The organism is Pseudomonas sp. 478 (genome assembly GCF_003254125.1).
Lineage (GTDB): Bacteria > Pseudomonadota > Gammaproteobacteria > Pseudomonadales > Pseudomonadaceae > Aquipseudomonas.
Window position 1 is genome coordinate 106936 of sequence record NZ_QKZG01000010.1, and the last position, 17048, is coordinate 123983.

Annotated in this window: 15 protein-coding genes; all 15 read left to right on the forward strand. The window is 60.7% G+C overall.

What is annotated here, in order from left to right:
- The first annotated feature begins 222 nt into the window (after positions 1 to 222).
- The 15 genes from mraZ to ftsZ all read left to right on the forward strand — a co-directional run bounded on the left by mraZ (position 223) and on the right by ftsZ (position 17016).
- A complete protein-coding gene (gene mraZ, locus DFS28_RS21220) occupies positions 223 to 678 on the forward strand; it encodes a division/cell wall cluster transcriptional repressor MraZ (protein WP_008147486.1) in 456 nt (151 codons plus the stop codon).
- Positions 675 to 1622, forward strand: coding sequence for a 16S rRNA (cytosine(1402)-N(4))-methyltransferase RsmH (gene rsmH, locus DFS28_RS21225; RefSeq protein WP_074880092.1), 948 nt, complete (start codon positions 675 to 677; stop codon positions 1620 to 1622). The genes mraZ and rsmH overlap by 4 nt, the downstream gene beginning before the upstream one ends.
- Positions 1619 to 1912, forward strand: a complete 294-nt coding sequence (gene ftsL / locus DFS28_RS21230) for a cell division protein FtsL (protein ID WP_033053422.1) — start codon at positions 1619 to 1621, stop codon at positions 1910 to 1912. The genes rsmH and ftsL overlap by 4 nt, the downstream gene beginning before the upstream one ends.
- Positions 1912 to 3651, forward strand: coding sequence for a penicillin-binding protein 2 (locus DFS28_RS21235; RefSeq protein ID WP_178082225.1), 1740 nt, complete (start codon positions 1912 to 1914; stop codon positions 3649 to 3651). The genes ftsL and DFS28_RS21235 overlap by 1 nt, the downstream gene beginning before the upstream one ends.
- Complete coding sequence (locus DFS28_RS21240) at positions 3651 to 5114, forward strand: UDP-N-acetylmuramoyl-L-alanyl-D-glutamate--2,6-diaminopimelate ligase (protein ID WP_111451314.1); 1464 nt, start codon at positions 3651 to 3653, stop codon at positions 5112 to 5114. Before DFS28_RS21235 ends, DFS28_RS21240 begins: the two co-directional genes overlap by 1 nt.
- A complete protein-coding gene (gene murF, locus DFS28_RS21245) occupies positions 5107 to 6474 on the forward strand; it encodes a UDP-N-acetylmuramoyl-tripeptide--D-alanyl-D-alanine ligase (protein ID WP_111451315.1) in 1368 nt (455 codons plus the stop codon). The genes DFS28_RS21240 and murF overlap by 8 nt, the downstream gene beginning before the upstream one ends.
- Entirely contained in the window at positions 6474 to 7556 is a 1083-nt protein-coding gene (gene mraY / locus DFS28_RS21250) for a phospho-N-acetylmuramoyl-pentapeptide-transferase (RefSeq protein ID WP_033061333.1), read from the forward strand. Before murF ends, mraY begins: the two co-directional genes overlap by 1 nt.
- 5 nt (positions 7557 to 7561) lie before the next feature.
- A complete protein-coding gene (gene murD, locus DFS28_RS21255) occupies positions 7562 to 8908 on the forward strand; it encodes a UDP-N-acetylmuramoyl-L-alanine--D-glutamate ligase (protein WP_111451316.1) in 1347 nt (448 codons plus the stop codon).
- Positions 8905 to 10122 carry a putative lipid II flippase FtsW gene (gene ftsW, locus DFS28_RS21260; protein WP_111451317.1) on the forward strand — a complete coding sequence of 406 codons (1218 nt, stop codon included), beginning with the start codon at positions 8905 to 8907 and terminating at the stop codon, positions 10120 to 10122. The genes murD and ftsW overlap by 4 nt, the downstream gene beginning before the upstream one ends.
- Positions 10112 to 11182: an undecaprenyldiphospho-muramoylpentapeptide beta-N-acetylglucosaminyltransferase gene (murG, locus tag DFS28_RS21265; RefSeq protein WP_111451318.1), complete on the forward strand. Its 1071-nt coding sequence runs from the start codon at positions 10112 to 10114 to the stop codon at positions 11180 to 11182. The genes ftsW and murG overlap by 11 nt, the downstream gene beginning before the upstream one ends.
- Positions 11175 to 12635 (forward strand): UDP-N-acetylmuramate--L-alanine ligase, encoded by a 1461-nt coding sequence (gene murC / locus DFS28_RS21270; RefSeq protein WP_111451319.1) that lies wholly within the window; start codon positions 11175 to 11177, stop codon positions 12633 to 12635. Before murG ends, murC begins: the two co-directional genes overlap by 8 nt.
- The gene (locus DFS28_RS21275) at positions 12632 to 13600 is read left to right on the forward strand and encodes a D-alanine--D-alanine ligase (protein WP_111451320.1); all 969 of its coding nucleotides are present in this window, start codon (positions 12632 to 12634) and stop codon (positions 13598 to 13600) included. The genes murC and DFS28_RS21275 overlap by 4 nt, the downstream gene beginning before the upstream one ends.
- Positions 13601 to 13604: 4 nt before the next feature.
- Positions 13605 to 14474 (forward strand): cell division protein FtsQ/DivIB, encoded by an 870-nt coding sequence (locus DFS28_RS21280; protein WP_111451321.1) that lies wholly within the window; start codon positions 13605 to 13607, stop codon positions 14472 to 14474.
- 14 nt (positions 14475 to 14488) lie between these two features.
- Entirely contained in the window at positions 14489 to 15748 is a 1260-nt protein-coding gene (gene ftsA / locus DFS28_RS21285; RefSeq protein ID WP_046048247.1) for a cell division protein FtsA, read from the forward strand.
- A gap of 74 nt (positions 15749 to 15822) precedes the next feature.
- Complete coding sequence (gene ftsZ, locus DFS28_RS21290; protein ID WP_111451322.1) at positions 15823 to 17016, forward strand: cell division protein FtsZ; 1194 nt, start codon at positions 15823 to 15825, stop codon at positions 17014 to 17016.
- Positions 17017 to 17048: the final 32 nt, after the last annotated feature.

A 17048-nucleotide genomic window follows, 5' to 3' on the forward strand; every position in this document is an offset into this window, starting at 1 on the left:
AACGCAGCCTTCAGTGCTGATTCAAGTTATTGAGCAGAACGACACGTCAGATTCTCGCTGCCCCTCCTTTTGCGCTCCTAAATCTCAGTTCTGTAAGGCTTTTCCTTTAATCCGCGCCTTGACGGTGCGGTGGCCGCATTCCTATAGTGTGCGCAAGTGGCGGAAAGTGGCATGAAGTGGGTTTTTTGAGCTCAAAACGCTAATATTTGGAGAAACGCTGACGTGTTTCGCGGAGCTAACGCTATCAGTCTCGACGCAAAGGGCCGTCTCGCTATGCCGAGCCGGTACCGTGACGAGCTCGTTTCGCGTAGTTCCGGTCAGTTAATCGTCACAATTGATGCCGTTGATCCGTGTTTGTGTGTTTACCCCCTCGATGAGTGGGAAATTATTGAAACCAAACTGCGCGCACTGCCTTCGCTTCGCGAAGAGAACCGCCGCCTGCAACGTTTACTGATTGGTAATGCCGTCGACCTCGAGCTCGATGGCAGTGGTCGTTTTCTGGTTCCACCGCGTCTTCGTGAATATGCCAAGTTGGATAAGCGCGCGATGTTGGTAGGCCAACTGAACAAGTTCCAATTGTGGGACGAGGATGCCTGGGATGCGGTTTCTGCCGCTGACCTGGCTGCCATTCAACAACCGGGCGCCATGCCTGATGAACTGCGTGATTTGATCCTGTGACTATTGATAGCGGCTTTAACCACATCACCGTACTGCTTGACGAAGCCGTGGAGGCTCTCGCCGTACGTCCTGATGGCTGCTATCTGGACGGTACGTTCGGGCGCGGCGGACACAGCCGGTTGATCCTCAGCCAGCTCGGCCCCGAGGGTCGGGTACTCGGGTTCGACAAAGATCCTCAAGCGATTGCCACCGGGCAAACGCTAGCGGCCGAAGACGGCCGCTTTGTCGTTGTACAGCGCAGCTTTGCCGAGCTCGGTTCGGAAGTCGCCGAGCGTGGTCTGGCCGGCAAGGTCAGCGGCGTTTTGCTCGACCTCGGCGTGTCTTCGCCGCAGCTTGACGACCCTGAACGCGGCTTCAGTTTCCTCAACGATGGCCCGCTGGATATGCGCATGGACCCGTCCCGCGGGATCAGCGCTGCCGAATTCGTCAACACCGCCCCGGTGGAAGAAATCGCCCGGGTGTTCAAGCAATACGGCGAAGAACGTTTCTCCGGCCGGATGGCCCGTGCCGTGGCCGAGCGTCGCGACATCAAGCCGTTCGAGCGCACTGCCGATCTGGCTGAAGTCCTGAAAGTCGCCAACCCTGCATGGGAAAAGGGCAAAAACCCGGCGACCCGTGCGTTCCAGGGCTTGCGTATTCACGTCAACAACGAACTGGGTGATCTGGAAGCCGGCCTCGAAGCCGCACTGGAATGCCTGGAAGTCGGTGGCCGCCTGGTGGTCATCAGCTTCCACTCGCTGGAAGACCGCATCGTCAAACTGTTCATGCGCAAACTGGTGAAAGGCGAAGCCGACAACTTGCCGCGCAACCTGCCGGTACGTCACGTCGCCTTCGAACCAATAATCAAAATCCATGGCAAAGCGCAGTCCGCCTCCGAGGCCGAACTCAAAGCCAACCCACGTTCCCGTAGCGCCGTCATGCGCGTCGCGGAGAAGCTGCGGTGAGCAAGCTTTTCGCCAAGCCACTTCCCGGCGGAAGCTTTTTCATGTTTCTGCTGTTTATTGGCGTGCTCGTGTCGGCCATCGGCGTTTCCTATAGCGCCCACTGGAACCGTCAACTGTTGAACTCCCTGTACAACGAGTTGAGCGTGCGCGACAAGGCGCAAGCAGAGTGGGGCCGTTTGATTCTCGAACAGAGCACCTGGACCGCCCACAGCCGTATCGAAGTCCTGGCGACCGAGCAACTGAAGATGCGCATTCCTGGCGCAGCTGAAGTGCAGATGGTGGCGCCATGATGAAACTCGAGGGCGCACTCTTTCCATGGCGGTTCCGCCTGGTGCTGGGTTTGCTCGGCGTCATGGTCGCGGCGATTTCCTGGCGCATTATCGATTTGCAGGTGGTCGACCGTGCCTTTCTTAAAGGTCAGGGTGATGCGCGCAGCGTTCGTCATATCCCGATTCCGGCTCACCGTGGTCTGATCACTGACCGTAACGGCGAGCCTTTGGCTGTGAGTACCCCGGTCACCACCCTTTGGGCCAATGCCAAGGAAATGCAAACGGCCAAAGAGAAGTGGCCTGCACTGGCGGCAGCCTTGGGGCAGGACCCGAAAGCCCTGGCCGAACGTCTCGAGGCTCAAGCCAATAAAGAATTCATCTATCTGGTGCGCGGGCTGACCCCCGAGCAGGGCCAGTCCGTGCTCGACCTGAAAGTGCCGGGCGTTTATGGCATCGAAGAATTCCGTCGTTTCTACCCGGCCGGTGAAGTCACTGCCCATATGGTCGGTTTTACCGACATCGATGATCACGGTCGTGAAGGCGTCGAGCTGGCCTACGACGAATGGCTGGCTGGGGTCCCTGGCAAGCGGCAGGTGATCAAGGATCGGCGTGGCCGACTTATCAAGGATGTTCAGGTCACCAAAAACGCCAAGGCCGGAAAGCCCTTGGCGTTGTCCATTGACCTGCGTCTGCAATACCTGGCCAACCGTGAACTGCGTAACGCGATCATCGAGAACGGCGCCAAGGCCGGCAGCCTGGTGATCATGGACGTGAAGAGCGGCGAGATCCTCGCCATGGTCAACCAGCCGACCTACAACCCGAATAACCGTCGCAACCTGCAACCGGCGATGATGCGTAACCGCGCCATGATCGACGTGTTCGAACCGGGTTCGACCATGAAAGCGATTTCCATGAGCGCCGCCATTGAAACCGGGCGCTGGAAGCCGACCGATACCGTTGAGGTTTATCCGGGCACCTTGCAGATTGGTAAATACACCATCAAGGACGTCTCCAAATCCGAAGGCCCGGTGCTCGACCTGACTGGCATCCTGATCAACTCCAGTAACGTCGGCATGAGTAAGGTCGCCTTCGATATCGGCGGCGAAACGATTTTCCGTCTGGCGCAAAAAGTCGGTCTCGGCCAGGACACCGGCCTGGGCTTCCCGGGCGAGCGCGTCGGCAACCTGCCGAACTACCGCGAATGGCGCAAGGCTGAAACCGCCACGCTGTCGTACGGCTACGGTATTTCCGTGACCGCGATCCAGTTGGTCCACGCCTTCTCGGCCCTGGCCAACAACGGTCGCCTCGCGCCGCTGACCCTGATCAAATCCGACAAGCCAGCGCAAACCACACAGGTATTGCCGGAAGCTGTCGCGAAAACCATGCAAACCATGCTGCAACAAGTGATCGAAGCCCCGCGCGGTGTATTCCGTGCGCAAGTGCCGGCGTATCACGTGGGCGGCAAGTCGGGTACCGCACGTAAAACGTCGGTCGGCACCAAAGGCTACGCCGAGAATTCCTACCGTTCGCTGTTCGCCGGCTTCGGCCCGATGAACGATCCGCGCTACGCCATCGTGGTGGTGATCGATGAACCGACCAAGGCCGGTTACTTCGGTGGTCTGGTATCGGCCCCGGTGTTCAGCAAAGTGATGTCCGGGACCTTGCGCCTGATGAACATCACCCCGGACAACCTGCCACCTACTCAACAAGCGAACGCAGCACCGGTCGTTCCGCTGAAAGCCAATGGAGGGCGAGGCTGATGTCTCTGAGTCTGAACAAGATTTTCGCCCACGCCGGCCGCGATCTGTTGATCCGCGAACTGACCCTGGACAGCCGCAACGTGCGGGCTGGCGATCTGTTTCTCGCCGTCCCTGGCGGCAAGTTCGACGGACGCGCGCACATCGCCGACGCCCTGCAACGCGGCGCTGCCGCTGTGGCGTATGAAGTCGAAGGCGCGACCGTATTGCCGATTACCGATGTTCCGCTGATTCCGGTCAAAGGCCTGGCGGCGCAGCTGTCGGACATCGCCGGGCGTTTTTACGGTGACCCTAGTCGTCACCTGAACCTGATCGGCGTGACCGGCACCAACGGCAAAACCAGCGTGACGCAGTTGGTTGCGCAAGCCTTGGATTTGCTCGGCCAGCACTGCGGCATCGTCGGCACGTTGGGGACCGGTTTTTACGGCGCGCTCGAAAGCGGCTTGCACACCACGCCGAACCCGATTGCCGTGCAGGCAACCCTCGCCGACCTGAAAAAGGCCGGTGCCAAAGCCATCGCCATGGAAGTTTCTTCCCACGGTCTGGATCAGGGCCGCGTGACCGCACTGGCGTTCGATGTGGCGGTGATGACCAACCTGTCCCGCGATCATCTGGATTACCACGGCACCATGCAAGCCTACGGCGAAGCCAAGGCCAAGCTGTTTGCCTGGAATGATTTGAAGTGCCGGGTGGTCAACCTCGACGACGATTTCGGTCGCCGACTGGCCGCTGATGATGGTGAGTCGCGCTTGATCACCTACAGCCTGGAAGACTCCAGGGCCTACCTTTATTGCCGTGAAGCGCAATTCGATGACGAAGGCGTGCGCGCCACGCTGGTCACGCCGCAGGGTGAGCATCACTTGCGCAGCACCTTGCTCGGTCGTTTCAACCTGAGCAACGTGCTGGCCGCGGTCGGCGCCTTGCTGGGGCTGGACTACGCGCTGGACGAAATCCTTAACGTGCTGCCGAAACTCGAAGGCCCGGCCGGACGCATGCAGCGCCTCGGCGGCGGTACTCAGCCGCTGGTCGTGGTCGATTACGCCCACACTCCAGATGCGCTGGAAAAAGTCTTGATGGCCCTGCGTCCTCACGCCAAAGGCCGTTTGCTGTGCCTGTTCGGTTGTGGTGGTGATCGCGATCGCGGCAAGCGTCCGCTCATGGCAGAAGTGGTCGAGCGTCTGGCTGACGGCGTGCTGGTGACCGATGACAACCCGCGCACCGAAGATCCGGCCGTGATCTTCGACGACATCCGCGCCGGTTTTACCGCTGTGGATAAAGTCACCTTCGTCGCTGGCCGTGGCCAGGCGATTGCCCAATTGATCGCCAGCGCTTCGGCGGATGACGTGATTGTCCTGGCCGGTAAAGGTCACGAGGACTATCAGGAAATCAACGGCCAGCGTCACGCTTTCTCCGATCTGATCGAGGCCGATCACGCCTTGACCGCGTGGGAGGTGGCCCATGCTTAAAGCCTTGAAACTGAGCGAACTGACCGGCGCGTTGAATGCCCGCCTGGTCACTGCCGATGCCAGCTTCGACGGCGTCAGCATCGACAGCCGCGCGATCAAACCAGGCCAACTCTTTATTGCCCTGACCGGCCCGCGTTTCGATGGTCACGACTATCTCAATGACGTCGCCGCAAAAGGCGCCGTAGCCGCGTTGGTCGAGCGCGAAGTCGCCGACAGCGCACTGCCGCAATTGCTGGTCAAAGATACGCGTCAAGCGCTGGGGCAACTCGGCGCGTTGAATCGTGCGGCTTACACCCATCCTGTCGCCGCGATCACCGGTTCCAGCGGCAAGACCACGGTCAAGGAAATGCTCGCCAGCATCCTGCGCACGCGCGGTCCGGTGTTGGCGACCCGCGGCAACCTGAACAATGACCTCGGCGTTCCGCTGACCCTGCTCGAACTCGCACCGGAACATACCGCTGCGGTGATCGAACTGGGTGCTTCGCGTCTCGGTGAAATTGCCTACACCGTCGGCATGACCAAGCCTCATGTGGCCGTGCTCAACAACGCCGGGACCGCCCACGTCGGCGAGTTCGGCGGGCCGGAAAAAATTGTTGAAGCCAAGGGCGAGATTATTGAAGGGCTGGATGCCGATGGCGTCGCCGTTCTCAATCTTGACGACAAGGCATTCGACATCTGGAAGACCCGCGCTGCCGGTCGCAAAGTGCTGACCTTCGCCCTGAGCAATGTCAGTGCCGATTTCTACGCCAGCGATCTGGACCGCGACGCGCGCGGTTGCCCGGCGTTCAACCTGCACAGTCCTGAAGGTATGGAGCGCGTTCAACTGAACCTGCTCGGCACCCATAACGTTGCCAATGCCCTGGCCGCAGCAGCCGCTGCCCATGCGCTGGGCGTGTCGCTGTTCGGCATCGCCACCGGTCTGGGCGCTGTGCAACCGGTCAAGGGCCGCACCGTTGCGCAACTGGCCAGCAATGGCATGCGCGTGATCGATGACACGTATAACGCGAACCCCACCTCCATGTGCGCCGCCGTTGATATACTCGCCGGCTTTTCCGGCCGCACCGTTCTGGTGCTCGGGGATATCGGCGAGTTGGGCGATTGGGCGGAGCAGGGGCACCGCGATGTGGGCGAGTACGCCCGTGGCAAGGTTTCCGCGCTCTACGCTGTCGGGCCAATGATGGCTCACGCCGTGAACGCTTTCGGTCCACAGGCCTTTCACTTCAGCACTCAGGCTGAACTGATCAAGGCCCTGGGCGCCGAGCAAGACACAAACACCACCATTTTGATCAAGGGCTCGCGCAGCGCCGCGATGGAAAACATCGTCGCCGCTTTGTGCGGGACCAGCCTGGAGAAACATTAATGCTGCTGCTGCTAGCGGAGTATCTGCAACAGTTCTACAAAGGCTTCGCGGTCTTTCAGTACCTGACCCTGCGCGGGATTCTCGGTGTGCTGACCGCGTTGGTTTTGTCGCTGTGCTATGGCCCGTGGATGATCCGCACGTTACAGAACCGTCAGATCGGTCAATCCGTTCGCAACGACGGTCCACAATCGCACCTGTCCAAGTCCGGCACCCCGACCATGGGCGGCGCGCTGATCCTGTCGTCAATCGGCGTCAGTACTTTGCTTTGGGCTGACCTGACCAACCGTTATGTCTGGACTGTGTTGCTGGTGACCTTGTTGTTCGGGGCGATCGGCTGGGTCGACGATTACCGCAAAGTGATCGAGAAGAACTCCCGTGGCTTGCCGAGCCGCTGGAAGTACTTCTGGCAATCGGTGTTCGGCCTGGGCGCAGCGATCTTCCTTTATATGACCGCAGCGACACCGGTGGAAACCACCCTGATCCTGCCGATGCTCAAGGACCACAGCATTCCGCTGGGCATTGGTTTCGTTGTCCTGACTTACTTCGTGATCGTCGGCTCGAGCAACGCGGTCAACCTGACCGACGGCCTCGACGGTCTGGCGATCATGCCCACTGTAATGGTTGGCGGCGGGTTGGGGATCTTCTGCTACCTGTCGGGTAACGTGAAATTCGCTGAATACCTGCTGATCCCGTATGTACCGGGCGCAGGCGAGTTGATTGTGTTCTGCGGCGCCTTGATCGGTGCGGGCCTCGGGTTCCTTTGGTTCAACACCTATCCGGCTCAGGTGTTCATGGGCGACGTCGGCGCACTGGCGCTGGGCGCTGCACTGGGCACCATCGCGGTGATCGTCCGTCAGGAAATCGTCCTGTTCATCATGGGCGGCGTGTTCGTGATGGAGACCCTGTCAGTCGTCATTCAGGTGGCCTCCTTTAAGCTCACCGGTCGCCGTGTGTTCCGCATGGCACCGATTCACCACCACTTTGAACTCAAGGGCTGGCCCGAGCCACGCGTGATCGTCCGTTTCTGGATCATCACCGTGATTCTCGTGCTGGTTGGCCTTGCCACCCTGAAGCTGAGGTAGAACGAGTGTCTCTGATCGCTTCTGACCACTTCCGCATCGTTGTCGGCCTCGGCAAGAGCGGCATGTCTCTGGTTCGCTTCCTGGCGAACCGGGGCACGTCGTTTGCTGTCGCCGACACGCGGGAAAATCCACCGGAACTGGCCACGCTCAAGCGTGACTATCCGCACGTGGAAGTGCGTTGTGGCGAGCTGGACGTCGAATTCCTGTGCCGCGCCGACGAGCTCTACGTGAGCCCCGGCCTGGCGCTGGCGACCCCGGCCCTGCAGGCTGCCGCCGCCCGTGGCGTGAAATTGTCCGGTGACATCGAGCTGTTCGCGCGTAACGCGAAGGCGCCGATCGTCGCCATCAGTGGTTCCAACGCAAAAAGCACCGTCACTACACTGGTCGGCGAGATGGCTGCGGCGGCCGGCAAGCGAGTCGCCGTTGGCGGCAACCTCGGTACGCCGGCACTGGACCTGCTCAGCGACGACGTCGAGCTGTACGTGATGGAACTGTCGAGCTTCCAGCTCGAAACCACCGATCAACTCAACGCCGAAGTGGCGACCGTGCTCAACGTAAGCGAAGACCACATGGACCGCTATAGCGGTCTGCCGGCTTATCACCTGGCCAAGCACCGGATCTTCCGGGGTGCCAAGCAGTTTGTGGTCAACCGCCAGGATGCCCTGAGCCGTCCGCTGATTGGCGAAGGTCAGCCATGCTGGACCTTCGGTTTGAGCAAACCTGATTTCAAGGCATTCGGTATCCGCGAAGAAGACGGCGAGAAGTACCTGGCCTTCGAATTCCAGAACCTGATGCCGGTGCGCGAGTTGAAAATTCGCGGTGCCCACAACCAGTCCAACGCCCTGGCGGCATTGGCCCTGGGCCACGCCGTCGGTCTGCCGTTCGACGCCATGCTGTCGAGCCTGCGCACCTTCGCCGGGCTTGAGCATCGCTGCCAGTGGGTCCGTGACTTGAATGGCGTGAGCTACTACAACGATTCCAAAGCCACCAACGTCGGCGCCGCACTGGCTGCCATCGAAGGCCTGGGCGCGGACATTGACGGCAAACTCGTGCTGATCGCCGGTGGCGACGGCAAGGGTGCCGAGTTCAAGGACTTGCGTGATCCGGTGGCGGCCAACTGCCGCGCCGTGGTGCTGATGGGCCGTGACGCCGAGCTGATCGCTCAGGCTATCGGCGATGCCGTGCCACTGATTCGCGTCAACTCGCTGATCGAAGCGGTCGAGCAATGCCGCGCCATCGCGGAGACGGGCGACGCCGTGTTGTTGTCGCCGGCCTGCGCCAGTTTCGACATGTTCAAGAATTACGAAGACCGTGGTCACCAGTTCGTCCGCGCAGTGGAGGATCTGGTATGAGCCTGAGAAACATCATCAAGCCGTACCCGTCGCCGATCATCACCGGGCGCGGCATCGACCTCGACTTCCCGATGCTCGCCGGCTGCCTGGCATTGATCGGCCTCGGGCTGGTCATGATTGCATCGGCCTCGACCGAAGTGGCGGCTGTGCAGTCGGGCAGCGCCCTGTACTACATGATCCGCCACCTTATCTACATCGTGCTGGGCCTGGGTGCCTGCGTCGTCACCATGATGATTCCGATCGCCACCTGGCAACGCCTGGGCTGGCTGATGCTGATTGGTGCGTTCGGTTTGCTGGTGATGGTGATCATCCCGGGGATCGGCCGTGAAGTGAACGGTTCGATGCGCTGGATCGGCTTCAGTTTCTTCAACGTTCAGCCGTCGGAAATCGCCAAGGTATTTGTCGTTATTTACCTTGCCGGTTACCTGGTGCGTCGCCAGAAAGAAGTGCGTGAAAGCTGGATGGGCTTCTTCAAGCCGTTCATCGTTCTGCTGCCAATGGCGGGTCTGTTGCTGATGGAGCCGGACTTCGGTGCCACCGTCGTGATGATGGGGGCTGCTGCTGCGATGCTGTTCCTTGGCGGGGTCGGCCTGTTCCGTTTTTCCTTGATGGTTGTCCTGGCGGTCGCAGCGGTGGTGTTGCTGATTCAAGTGCAGCCGTATCGAATGGCGCGCCTGACCAACTTTGCGGATCCGTGGGCCGACCAGTTCGGTGCCGGCTATCAGTTGTCTCAAGCGTTGATCGCTTTTGGTCGCGGCGAATGGCTGGGCGTTGGCCTGGGCAACAGCGTGCAGAAACAGTTCTACCTGCCGGAAGCCCACACCGACTTCGTGTTCTCGGTCCTGGCCGAAGAACTGGGTGCCGTCGGTTCTTTATGCACGGTAGCGCTGTTCGTCTTTGTCTGTATTCGTGGCATGTACATCGGTTATTGGGCCGAGAAGGCCAAGCAGTTTTTCGCCGCCTACATCGCGTACGGCTTGTCGTTCCTGTGGATTGGTCAGTTCCTGATCAACATCGGGGTGAACGTCGGTCTGCTGCCAACCAAAGGTCTGACCCTGCCGTTCCTCAGTTACGGCGGTAGCTCGTTGGTGATCTGCTGTGCCTGTCTTGGCTTGTTGCTGCGCATTGAATGGGAAAGTCGAACCCACTTGGGCAGCGAAGAGATGGAATTCCATGAGAGCGACTTCGCCGAGGAGCCGACCCATGGGCGCTAACGTATTGATCATGGCGGGCGGCACCGGTGGCCACGTGTTCCCGGCGCTGGCGTGTGCTCGGGAATTCCAGGCCCGTGGTTACACCGTGCATTGGCTCGGGACACCGCGGGGCATCGAGAACGATCTGGTTCCGGTGGCCGGCATCGAACTGCATCGGATCAATGCCAGCGGATTGCGTGGCAAGGGCAAATTGTCCCTGCTCAAGGCGCCGTTCATGTTGCTCAAGTCGATCTGGCAGGCGCGGGCGATCATTCGTCAGCTGCGGCCGGTGTGTGTCGTCGGCTTTGGTGGTTTTGTGACCGGCCCTGGTGGCGTTGCCGCCAAACTGGCTGGCGTGCCGGTGATCGTTCACGAGCAGAACGCCGTGGCCGGTACCGCCAATCGGTTGCTGGTGCCGTTGGCCGCCCGAGTCTGTGAAGCGTTCCCCGACACCTTTACCCTGTCGGGCAGCCGTCGGACCACCGGTAACCCGGTGCGCACCGAGCTGTTCCTCGAAACACCGCGACAGGCTCTGGCCGGTCGCAAGGCGCGTTTGCTGATCCTGGGTGGAAGCCTGGGCGCAGAACCGTTGAACAAGTTGCTGCCTGAAGCCCTGTCGCAAGTCGCCCCCGACCTGCGCCCGGAAGTGTTTCATCAGGCCGGCAAAAACCACGATGAAGTGACTGCAGAGCGCTATCGCGCGGCTGGCGTCGAGGCGCAAGTGCAGCCTTTCATCAAAGACATGGCCCAAGCCTATGGCTGGGCCGACCTGGTGGTGTGCCGCGCAGGCGCGTTGACCATCAGTGAACTGGCCGCTGCCGGTCTGCCCTCGATGCTGGTGCCTTTGCCCCACGCGATCGACGATCACCAGACCCGCAACGCCGATTATTTGGCCCGTGAAGGCGCTGCCTTCCTGATGCCGCAAAGAACGACTGGCGCAGCGGATCTTGCCGCACGCCTGACAGAGGTCCTGATGCAACCACAACGACTCACCGCCATGGCCACCGCGGCACGCCGCCTGGCCAAACCCGATGCAACCCGTAACGTGGTCGATACCTGCCTGGAGGTGGCCCATGGTTGAGAATCAGAAAGCCATGCCGCAACCGGAAATGCGCCGCATCCGTCGCATCCACTTCGTCGGGATCGGCGGCGTGGGCATGTGCGGCATTGCCGAAGTGTTGTTGAACCTGGGCTATGAAGTGTCCGGTTCCGACCTGAAAGCTTCGCCGGTGACCGAGCGTCTCGAGTCCTTCGGTGCCCAGATCTTTATCGGCCACCGCGCCGAGAACGCTGCGAACGCCGATGTGCTGGTCACCTCCAGTGCCGTGAACACGTCCAACCCGGAAGTCGCCACGGCCCTGGAACGCCGCATTCCGGTAGTGCCTCGCGCTGAAATGCTGGCTGAGCTGATGCGCTACCGCCATGGCATCGCCGTCGCCGGCACGCACGGCAAAACCACCACCACCAGCCTGATCGCTTCGGTGTTTGCCGCCGGTGGCCTGGACCCGACATTCGTGATCGGTGGCCGTCTGAATGCCGCGGGCACCAATGCCCAGCTTGGCACCAGCCGTTACCTGATCGCTGAAGCTGACGAAAGCGACGCCAGCTTCCTGCACTTGCAGCCGCTGGTGGCCGTGGTCACCAACATCGACGCCGACCACATGGCGACCTACGACGGTGACTTCAACAAACTGAAGAAAACCTTCGTCGAGTTCCTCCACAACCTGCCGTTCTACGGTCTGGCGGTGGTGTGCCTGGACGATCCGGTGGTGCGTGAAATCCTGCCGCTGGTGAAACGTCCGACGGTCACTTATGGCTTCGGCGACGACTGCGATGTGCGCGCGATCAATGTGCGTCAGCAGGGCATGCAGACCTTCTTCACCGTGCTGCGTCCTGATCGCGATCCGCTGGATGTATCGGTGAACATGCCGGGCAACCACAACGTGTTGAACGCACTGGCAACCATCTGCATCGCCACCGATGAAGGCGTCAGCGATGAAGCCATCGTCCAGGGCCTGTCCGGGTTCCAGGGTGTCGGCCGACGCTTCCAGGTCTACGGCGAACTGCCGGTAGAAGGTGGCAGCGTGATGCTGGTCGACGACTACGGTCACCACCCGACCGAAGTCGCCGCGGTCATCAAAGCCGTGCGCGGTGGCTGGCCGGAGCGCCGTCTGGTGATGGTCTACCAGCCGCACCGTTACAGCCGCACCCGTGACCTGTACGACGATTTCGTCAATGTCTTGGCCGACGCCAACGTCCTGCTGCTGATGGAAGTCTACCCGGCCGGTGAAGAACCAATCCCGGGCGCCGACAGCCGCAAGCTGTGCAACAGCATTCGTCAGCGCGGCCAGCTCGACCCGATCTACATCGAGCGCGGTGTTGACCTCGCGCCGGTGGTCAAGCCGCTGCTGCGTGCTGGCGACATCCTGCTGTGCCAGGGCGCCGGTGACATCGGTGGTCTTGCACCGAAACTGTTGAAAAGTCCGTTGTTCGCAGGCGCCGTTGCTGCGCCGACTGTGGGGAAGTTGAAATGACTGCTGCTTACGCCAACCTCGTCTCCACTGTTGCGCCGAAAGATTTCGGCCGCGTCGCCGTGCTCTTCGGCGGCAAGAGTGCCGAGCGTGAGGTTTCCCTGAAGTCGGGTAACGCGGTTCTCGACGCGCTGCTAAGCGCCGGTGTGGACGCGTTTGGTCTCGACGTGGGCGATGATCTCTTGCAGCGTCTGCTGAACGAAAAAATCGATCGCGCCTTCATCATTCTCCACGGTCGTGGCGGTGAAGACGGCAGCATGCAGGGCCTGTTGGAATGCCTGGGTATTCCGTACACCGGCAGCGGCATTCTTGCTTCCGCGCTGGCCATGGACAAGCTGCGGACCAAACAGGTCTGGCACAGCCTGGGTATTCCGACGCCACGCCATGCCGTACTGAGTTCTGAGGCCGATTGTATTTCGGCGGCGACGGAACTGGGCTTCCCTTTGATCGTCAAACCGGCCCATGAAGGTTCAAGTATCGGGATGGCCAAAGTGAGTTCCGCGTCGGAGTTGATCGACGCGTGGAAAGCGGCCAGTACCTACGATTCGCAAGTGTTGGTCGAGCAATGGATTCAAGGTCCGGAGTTCACCATCGCCACCCTGCGTGACCAGGTGTTGCCACCGATTGCCCTGGGCACGACGCACAGCTTCTACGACTACGACGCCAAGTACGTGGCTTCCGATACCCAGTACCGGATTCCGTGTGGCCTGGACAGCAACAAAGAAAAAGAACTGATGGACCTCACGGCGAAAGCCTGTGAGGCGCTGGGTATCGCCGGTTGGGGCAGGGCTGACGTGATGCAGGACGCCGACGGGCAGTTCTGGTTCCTGGAAGTCAATACCGCACCGGGCATGACCGATCACAGTCTGGTGCCGATGGCGGCTCGTGCTGCCGGTCTGGATTTCCAGCAACTGGTTCTGGCGATTTTGGCCGCCAGCATTGCCGGCAACAACGAGCCGCGAGGTTAAGACCATGCAAGGCGCACAGCTGAGACATCAGCCCTCCGCACCGACCGGCCGCAAGCCGGTACCGCGGGGTGCCAGCCGAATGGTGGCCAAAGAGCCGATGTCTGCGCGCCTGCCGAAAGCCAATTTTGGTTTTCTGAAAAGCCTGTTCTGGCCGGTGCTGTTGGTCGCACTGGGTTTCGGCACTTACGAAGGCGCACAGCGATTGCTGCCGTACGCCGACCGGCCGATCACCAAGATCAACGTGCAGGGCGATTTGAGTTACATCAGCCAGCAAGCGGTGCAGCAGCGGATCGCCCCGTACGTGGCGTCGAGCTTCTTCACCATCGACCTGGAGAGCATGCGCACCGAGCTTGAAACGATGCCATGGATTGCCCACGCCGAAGTGCGTCGGGTGTGGCCGGATCAAGTGGTGATCCGCCTGGAAGAACAACTGCCGGTGGCCCGTTGGGGCGATGAATCGCTGTTGAACAACCAGGGCCAGGCGTTCACCCCGCGTGAGCTGGCGAACTACGAACACTTGCCACAGCTGTTCGGCCCACAACGGGCGCAACAGCAAGTGATGCAGCAATACCAGGTGCTGAGCCAGATGCTCAGGCCGTTGGGCTTCTCGATTGCACGCCTGGAATTGCGTGATCGAGGCAGCTGGTTCCTGACCACCGGCGCCGGCAGCGCGGGTCCGGGAATCGAACTGTTGCTGGGACGCGGCAACCTGCTGGAAAAGATGCGCCGCTTCATTGCCATCTATGACAAGACGCTTAAAGAACAGATTACGAACATTGCGCGCATCGATCTGCGCTACGCCAACGGCCTCGCTGTTGGCTGGCGGGAACCTGTAGCGCCCACGACAGCCCAACCCGCTGTCGCGAAGAATTAAGAAGAGGCAGGACCATGGCAAACGTGCAAAGCGGCAAAATGATCGTCGGTCTCGATATCGGCACCTCCAAGGTGGTGGCGCTGGTCGGCGAGGTCTCGGACGACGGCACGCTGGAAATCGTCGGGATCGGTACCCATCCGTCCCGTGGCCTGAAGAAAGGCGTGGTGGTGAACATCGAGTCCACCGTGCAATCGATCCAGCGCGCGATCGAAGAGGCGCAGCTGATGGCTGGTTGCCGCATTCACTCGGCGTTCGTCGGCGTGGCGGGCAATCATATCCGCAGCCTGAACTCCCACGGCATCGTGGCGATTCGTGATCGCGAAGTCAGCGCCGCCGACCTCGAGCGCGTGCTCGACGCCGCCCAGGCTGTAGCGATCCCGGCTGACCAGCGCGTGCTGCACACCCTGCCGCAGGATTACGTGATCGATAACCAGGAAGGTGTTCGTGAGCCTCTGGGCATGTCGGGCGTACGTCTGGAAGCCAAGGTTCACGTGGTCACCTGCGCCGTCAACGCCGCACAGAACATTGAAAAATGCGTGCGTCGCTGCGGCCTGGAAATCGACGACATCATTCTCGAGCAACTGGCTTCGGCTTACTCGGTCCTGACCGACGACGAGAAAGAACTGGGCGTGTGCCTGGTGGACATCGGTGGCGGCACCACTGACATCGCGATCTTCACCGAAGGTGCGATCCGTCACACCGCGGTCATCCCGATTGCGGGCGACCAGGTAACCAACGATATCGCCATGGCGTTGCGCACCCCGACCCAGTACGCCGAAGAAATCAAGATTCGCTACGCCTGCGCCCTGGCCAAACTGGCCGGTGCCGGTGAAACCATCAAGGTTCCAAGCGTTGGCGACCGTCCACCGCGCGAGCTGTCCCGTCAGGCCCTGGCCGAAGTGGTCGAGCCGCGTTACGACGAGCTGTTCACGCTGATCCAGGCCGAACTGCGTCGCAGTGGCTACGAAGACCTGATCCCGGCCGGCATCGTGCTGACCGGTGGTACGTCGAAGATGGAAGGCGCAGTCGAACTGGCCGAGGAAATCTTCCACATGCCGGTCCGCCTGGGCGTGCCGCATGGCGTCAAGGGCCTGGACGATGTGGTCCGCAACCCGATTTATTCCACCGGCGTTGGCCTGTTGATGTACGGCCTGCAAAAGCAGTCCGACGGGATTTCGTTCTCGGGCATCAGCAGCCGCGACAGCTACAGCAATGAAGAACCGAAAGCCGCCTTGCTCGATCGCATCAAGAGCTGGGTACAAGGCAACTTCTAAAGATTTACGCAGCACCGCAAGACCGCAGCAAAAAGCAGTAGGCGAAAAAACTAGAGAATGTAAGGAGAGGGAAAATGTTCGAACTCGTAGACAACATCCCCGCAAGCCCGGTTATTAAAGTTATCGGTGTTGGCGGAGGCGGCGGCAACGCCGTCAACCACATGGTCAAGAGCAACATTGAAGGCGTTGAATTCATCTGCGCCAACACTGATGCCCAAGCGCTGAAAAGCATCGGCGCGCGGACCATCCTGCAACTGGGCACCGGCGTGACCAAAGGTCTCGGCGCTGGCGCCAACCCTGAAGTAGGTCGTCAGGCCGCTCTCGAAGATCGTGAGCGCATTGCCGAAGTCCTGCAGGGCACCAACATGGTGTTCATCACCACTGGCATGGGCGGTGGTACCGGTACCGGTGCTGCGCCGATCATTGCTGAAGTGGCCAAGGAAATGGGGATTCTCACCGTTGCGGTGGTGACTCGTCCGTTCCCGTTTGAAGGTCGCAAGCGTATGCAGATCGCCGATGAAGGCATCCGTCTGCTGTCTGAAAGCGTCGACTCGTTGATCACCATTCCCAACGAGAAGCTGCTGACCATCCTTGGCAAGGACGCAAGCCTGCTGTCCGCGTTCGCCAAGGCCGACGATGTACTGGCCGGTGCCGTTCGCGGTATCTCCGATATCATCAAGCGTCCGGGCATGATCAACGTCGACTTTGCCGACGTGCGTACCGTAATGAGCGAAATGGGCATGGCGATGATGGGCACTGGCTGCGCCAGCGGTCCGAACCGTGCACGCGAGGCCACCGAAGCGGCCATTCGCAACCCGTTGCTGGAAGACGTGAACCTGCAAGGTGCACGCGGCATCCTGGTGAACATCACCGCCGGTCCTGACCTGTCCCTGGGTGAGTACTCCGACGTGGGTAGCATCATCGAAGCTTTCGCTTCCGAGCACGCGATGGTCAAGGTCGGTACCGTTATCGATCCGGACATGCGCGACGAGCTGCACGTAACAGTAGTAGCCACTGGTTTGGGCGCGAAAATCGAGAAGCCTGTGAAGGTTATCGACAACACCATGCACACCTCCGTGGCTTCGCAACCGCAGCAACAAGCGCCTTCGCGTCATGAAGCGCCAGCGGTAAACTATCGTGACCTGGACCGTCCGACCGTCATGCGCAACCAGGCTCAGGCCGGTGCTGCGACTGCCGCGAAGATGAACCCGCAAGATGATCTGGACTACCTGGACATCCCGGCTTTCCTGCGTCGTCAGGCCGATTAATGGAATGTATCAGGGCTATGAAGGTGATTGGT

What these genes read in the sequence shown, in the direction of transcription:
- DFS28_RS21235 (WP_178082225.1), top strand. Translation starts at nt 1,912, where the DNA reads ATGAAACTCGAGGGCGCACTCTTTCCATGGCGGTTCCGCCTGGTGCTG.
- DFS28_RS21240 (WP_111451314.1), top strand. Translation starts at nt 3,651, where the DNA reads ATGTCTCTGAGTCTGAACAAGATTTTCGCCCACGCCGGCCGCGATCTG.
- murF (WP_111451315.1), top strand. Translation starts at nt 5,107, where the DNA reads ATGCTTAAAGCCTTGAAACTGAGCGAACTGACCGGCGCGTTGAATGCC.
- mraY (WP_033061333.1), top strand. Translation starts at nt 6,474, where the DNA reads ATGCTGCTGCTGCTAGCGGAGTATCTGCAACAGTTCTACAAAGGCTTC.
- ftsW (WP_111451317.1), top strand. Translation starts at nt 8,905, where the DNA reads ATGAGCCTGAGAAACATCATCAAGCCGTACCCGTCGCCGATCATCACC.
- murG (WP_111451318.1), top strand. Translation starts at nt 10,112, where the DNA reads ATGGGCGCTAACGTATTGATCATGGCGGGCGGCACCGGTGGCCACGTG.
- murC (WP_111451319.1), top strand. Translation starts at nt 11,175, where the DNA reads ATGGTTGAGAATCAGAAAGCCATGCCGCAACCGGAAATGCGCCGCATC.
- DFS28_RS21275 (WP_111451320.1), top strand. Translation starts at nt 12,632, where the DNA reads ATGACTGCTGCTTACGCCAACCTCGTCTCCACTGTTGCGCCGAAAGAT.
- DFS28_RS21280 (WP_111451321.1), top strand. Translation starts at nt 13,605, where the DNA reads ATGCAAGGCGCACAGCTGAGACATCAGCCCTCCGCACCGACCGGCCGC.
- ftsA (WP_046048247.1), top strand. Translation starts at nt 14,489, where the DNA reads ATGGCAAACGTGCAAAGCGGCAAAATGATCGTCGGTCTCGATATCGGC.
- ftsZ (WP_111451322.1), top strand. Translation starts at nt 15,823, where the DNA reads ATGTTCGAACTCGTAGACAACATCCCCGCAAGCCCGGTTATTAAAGTT.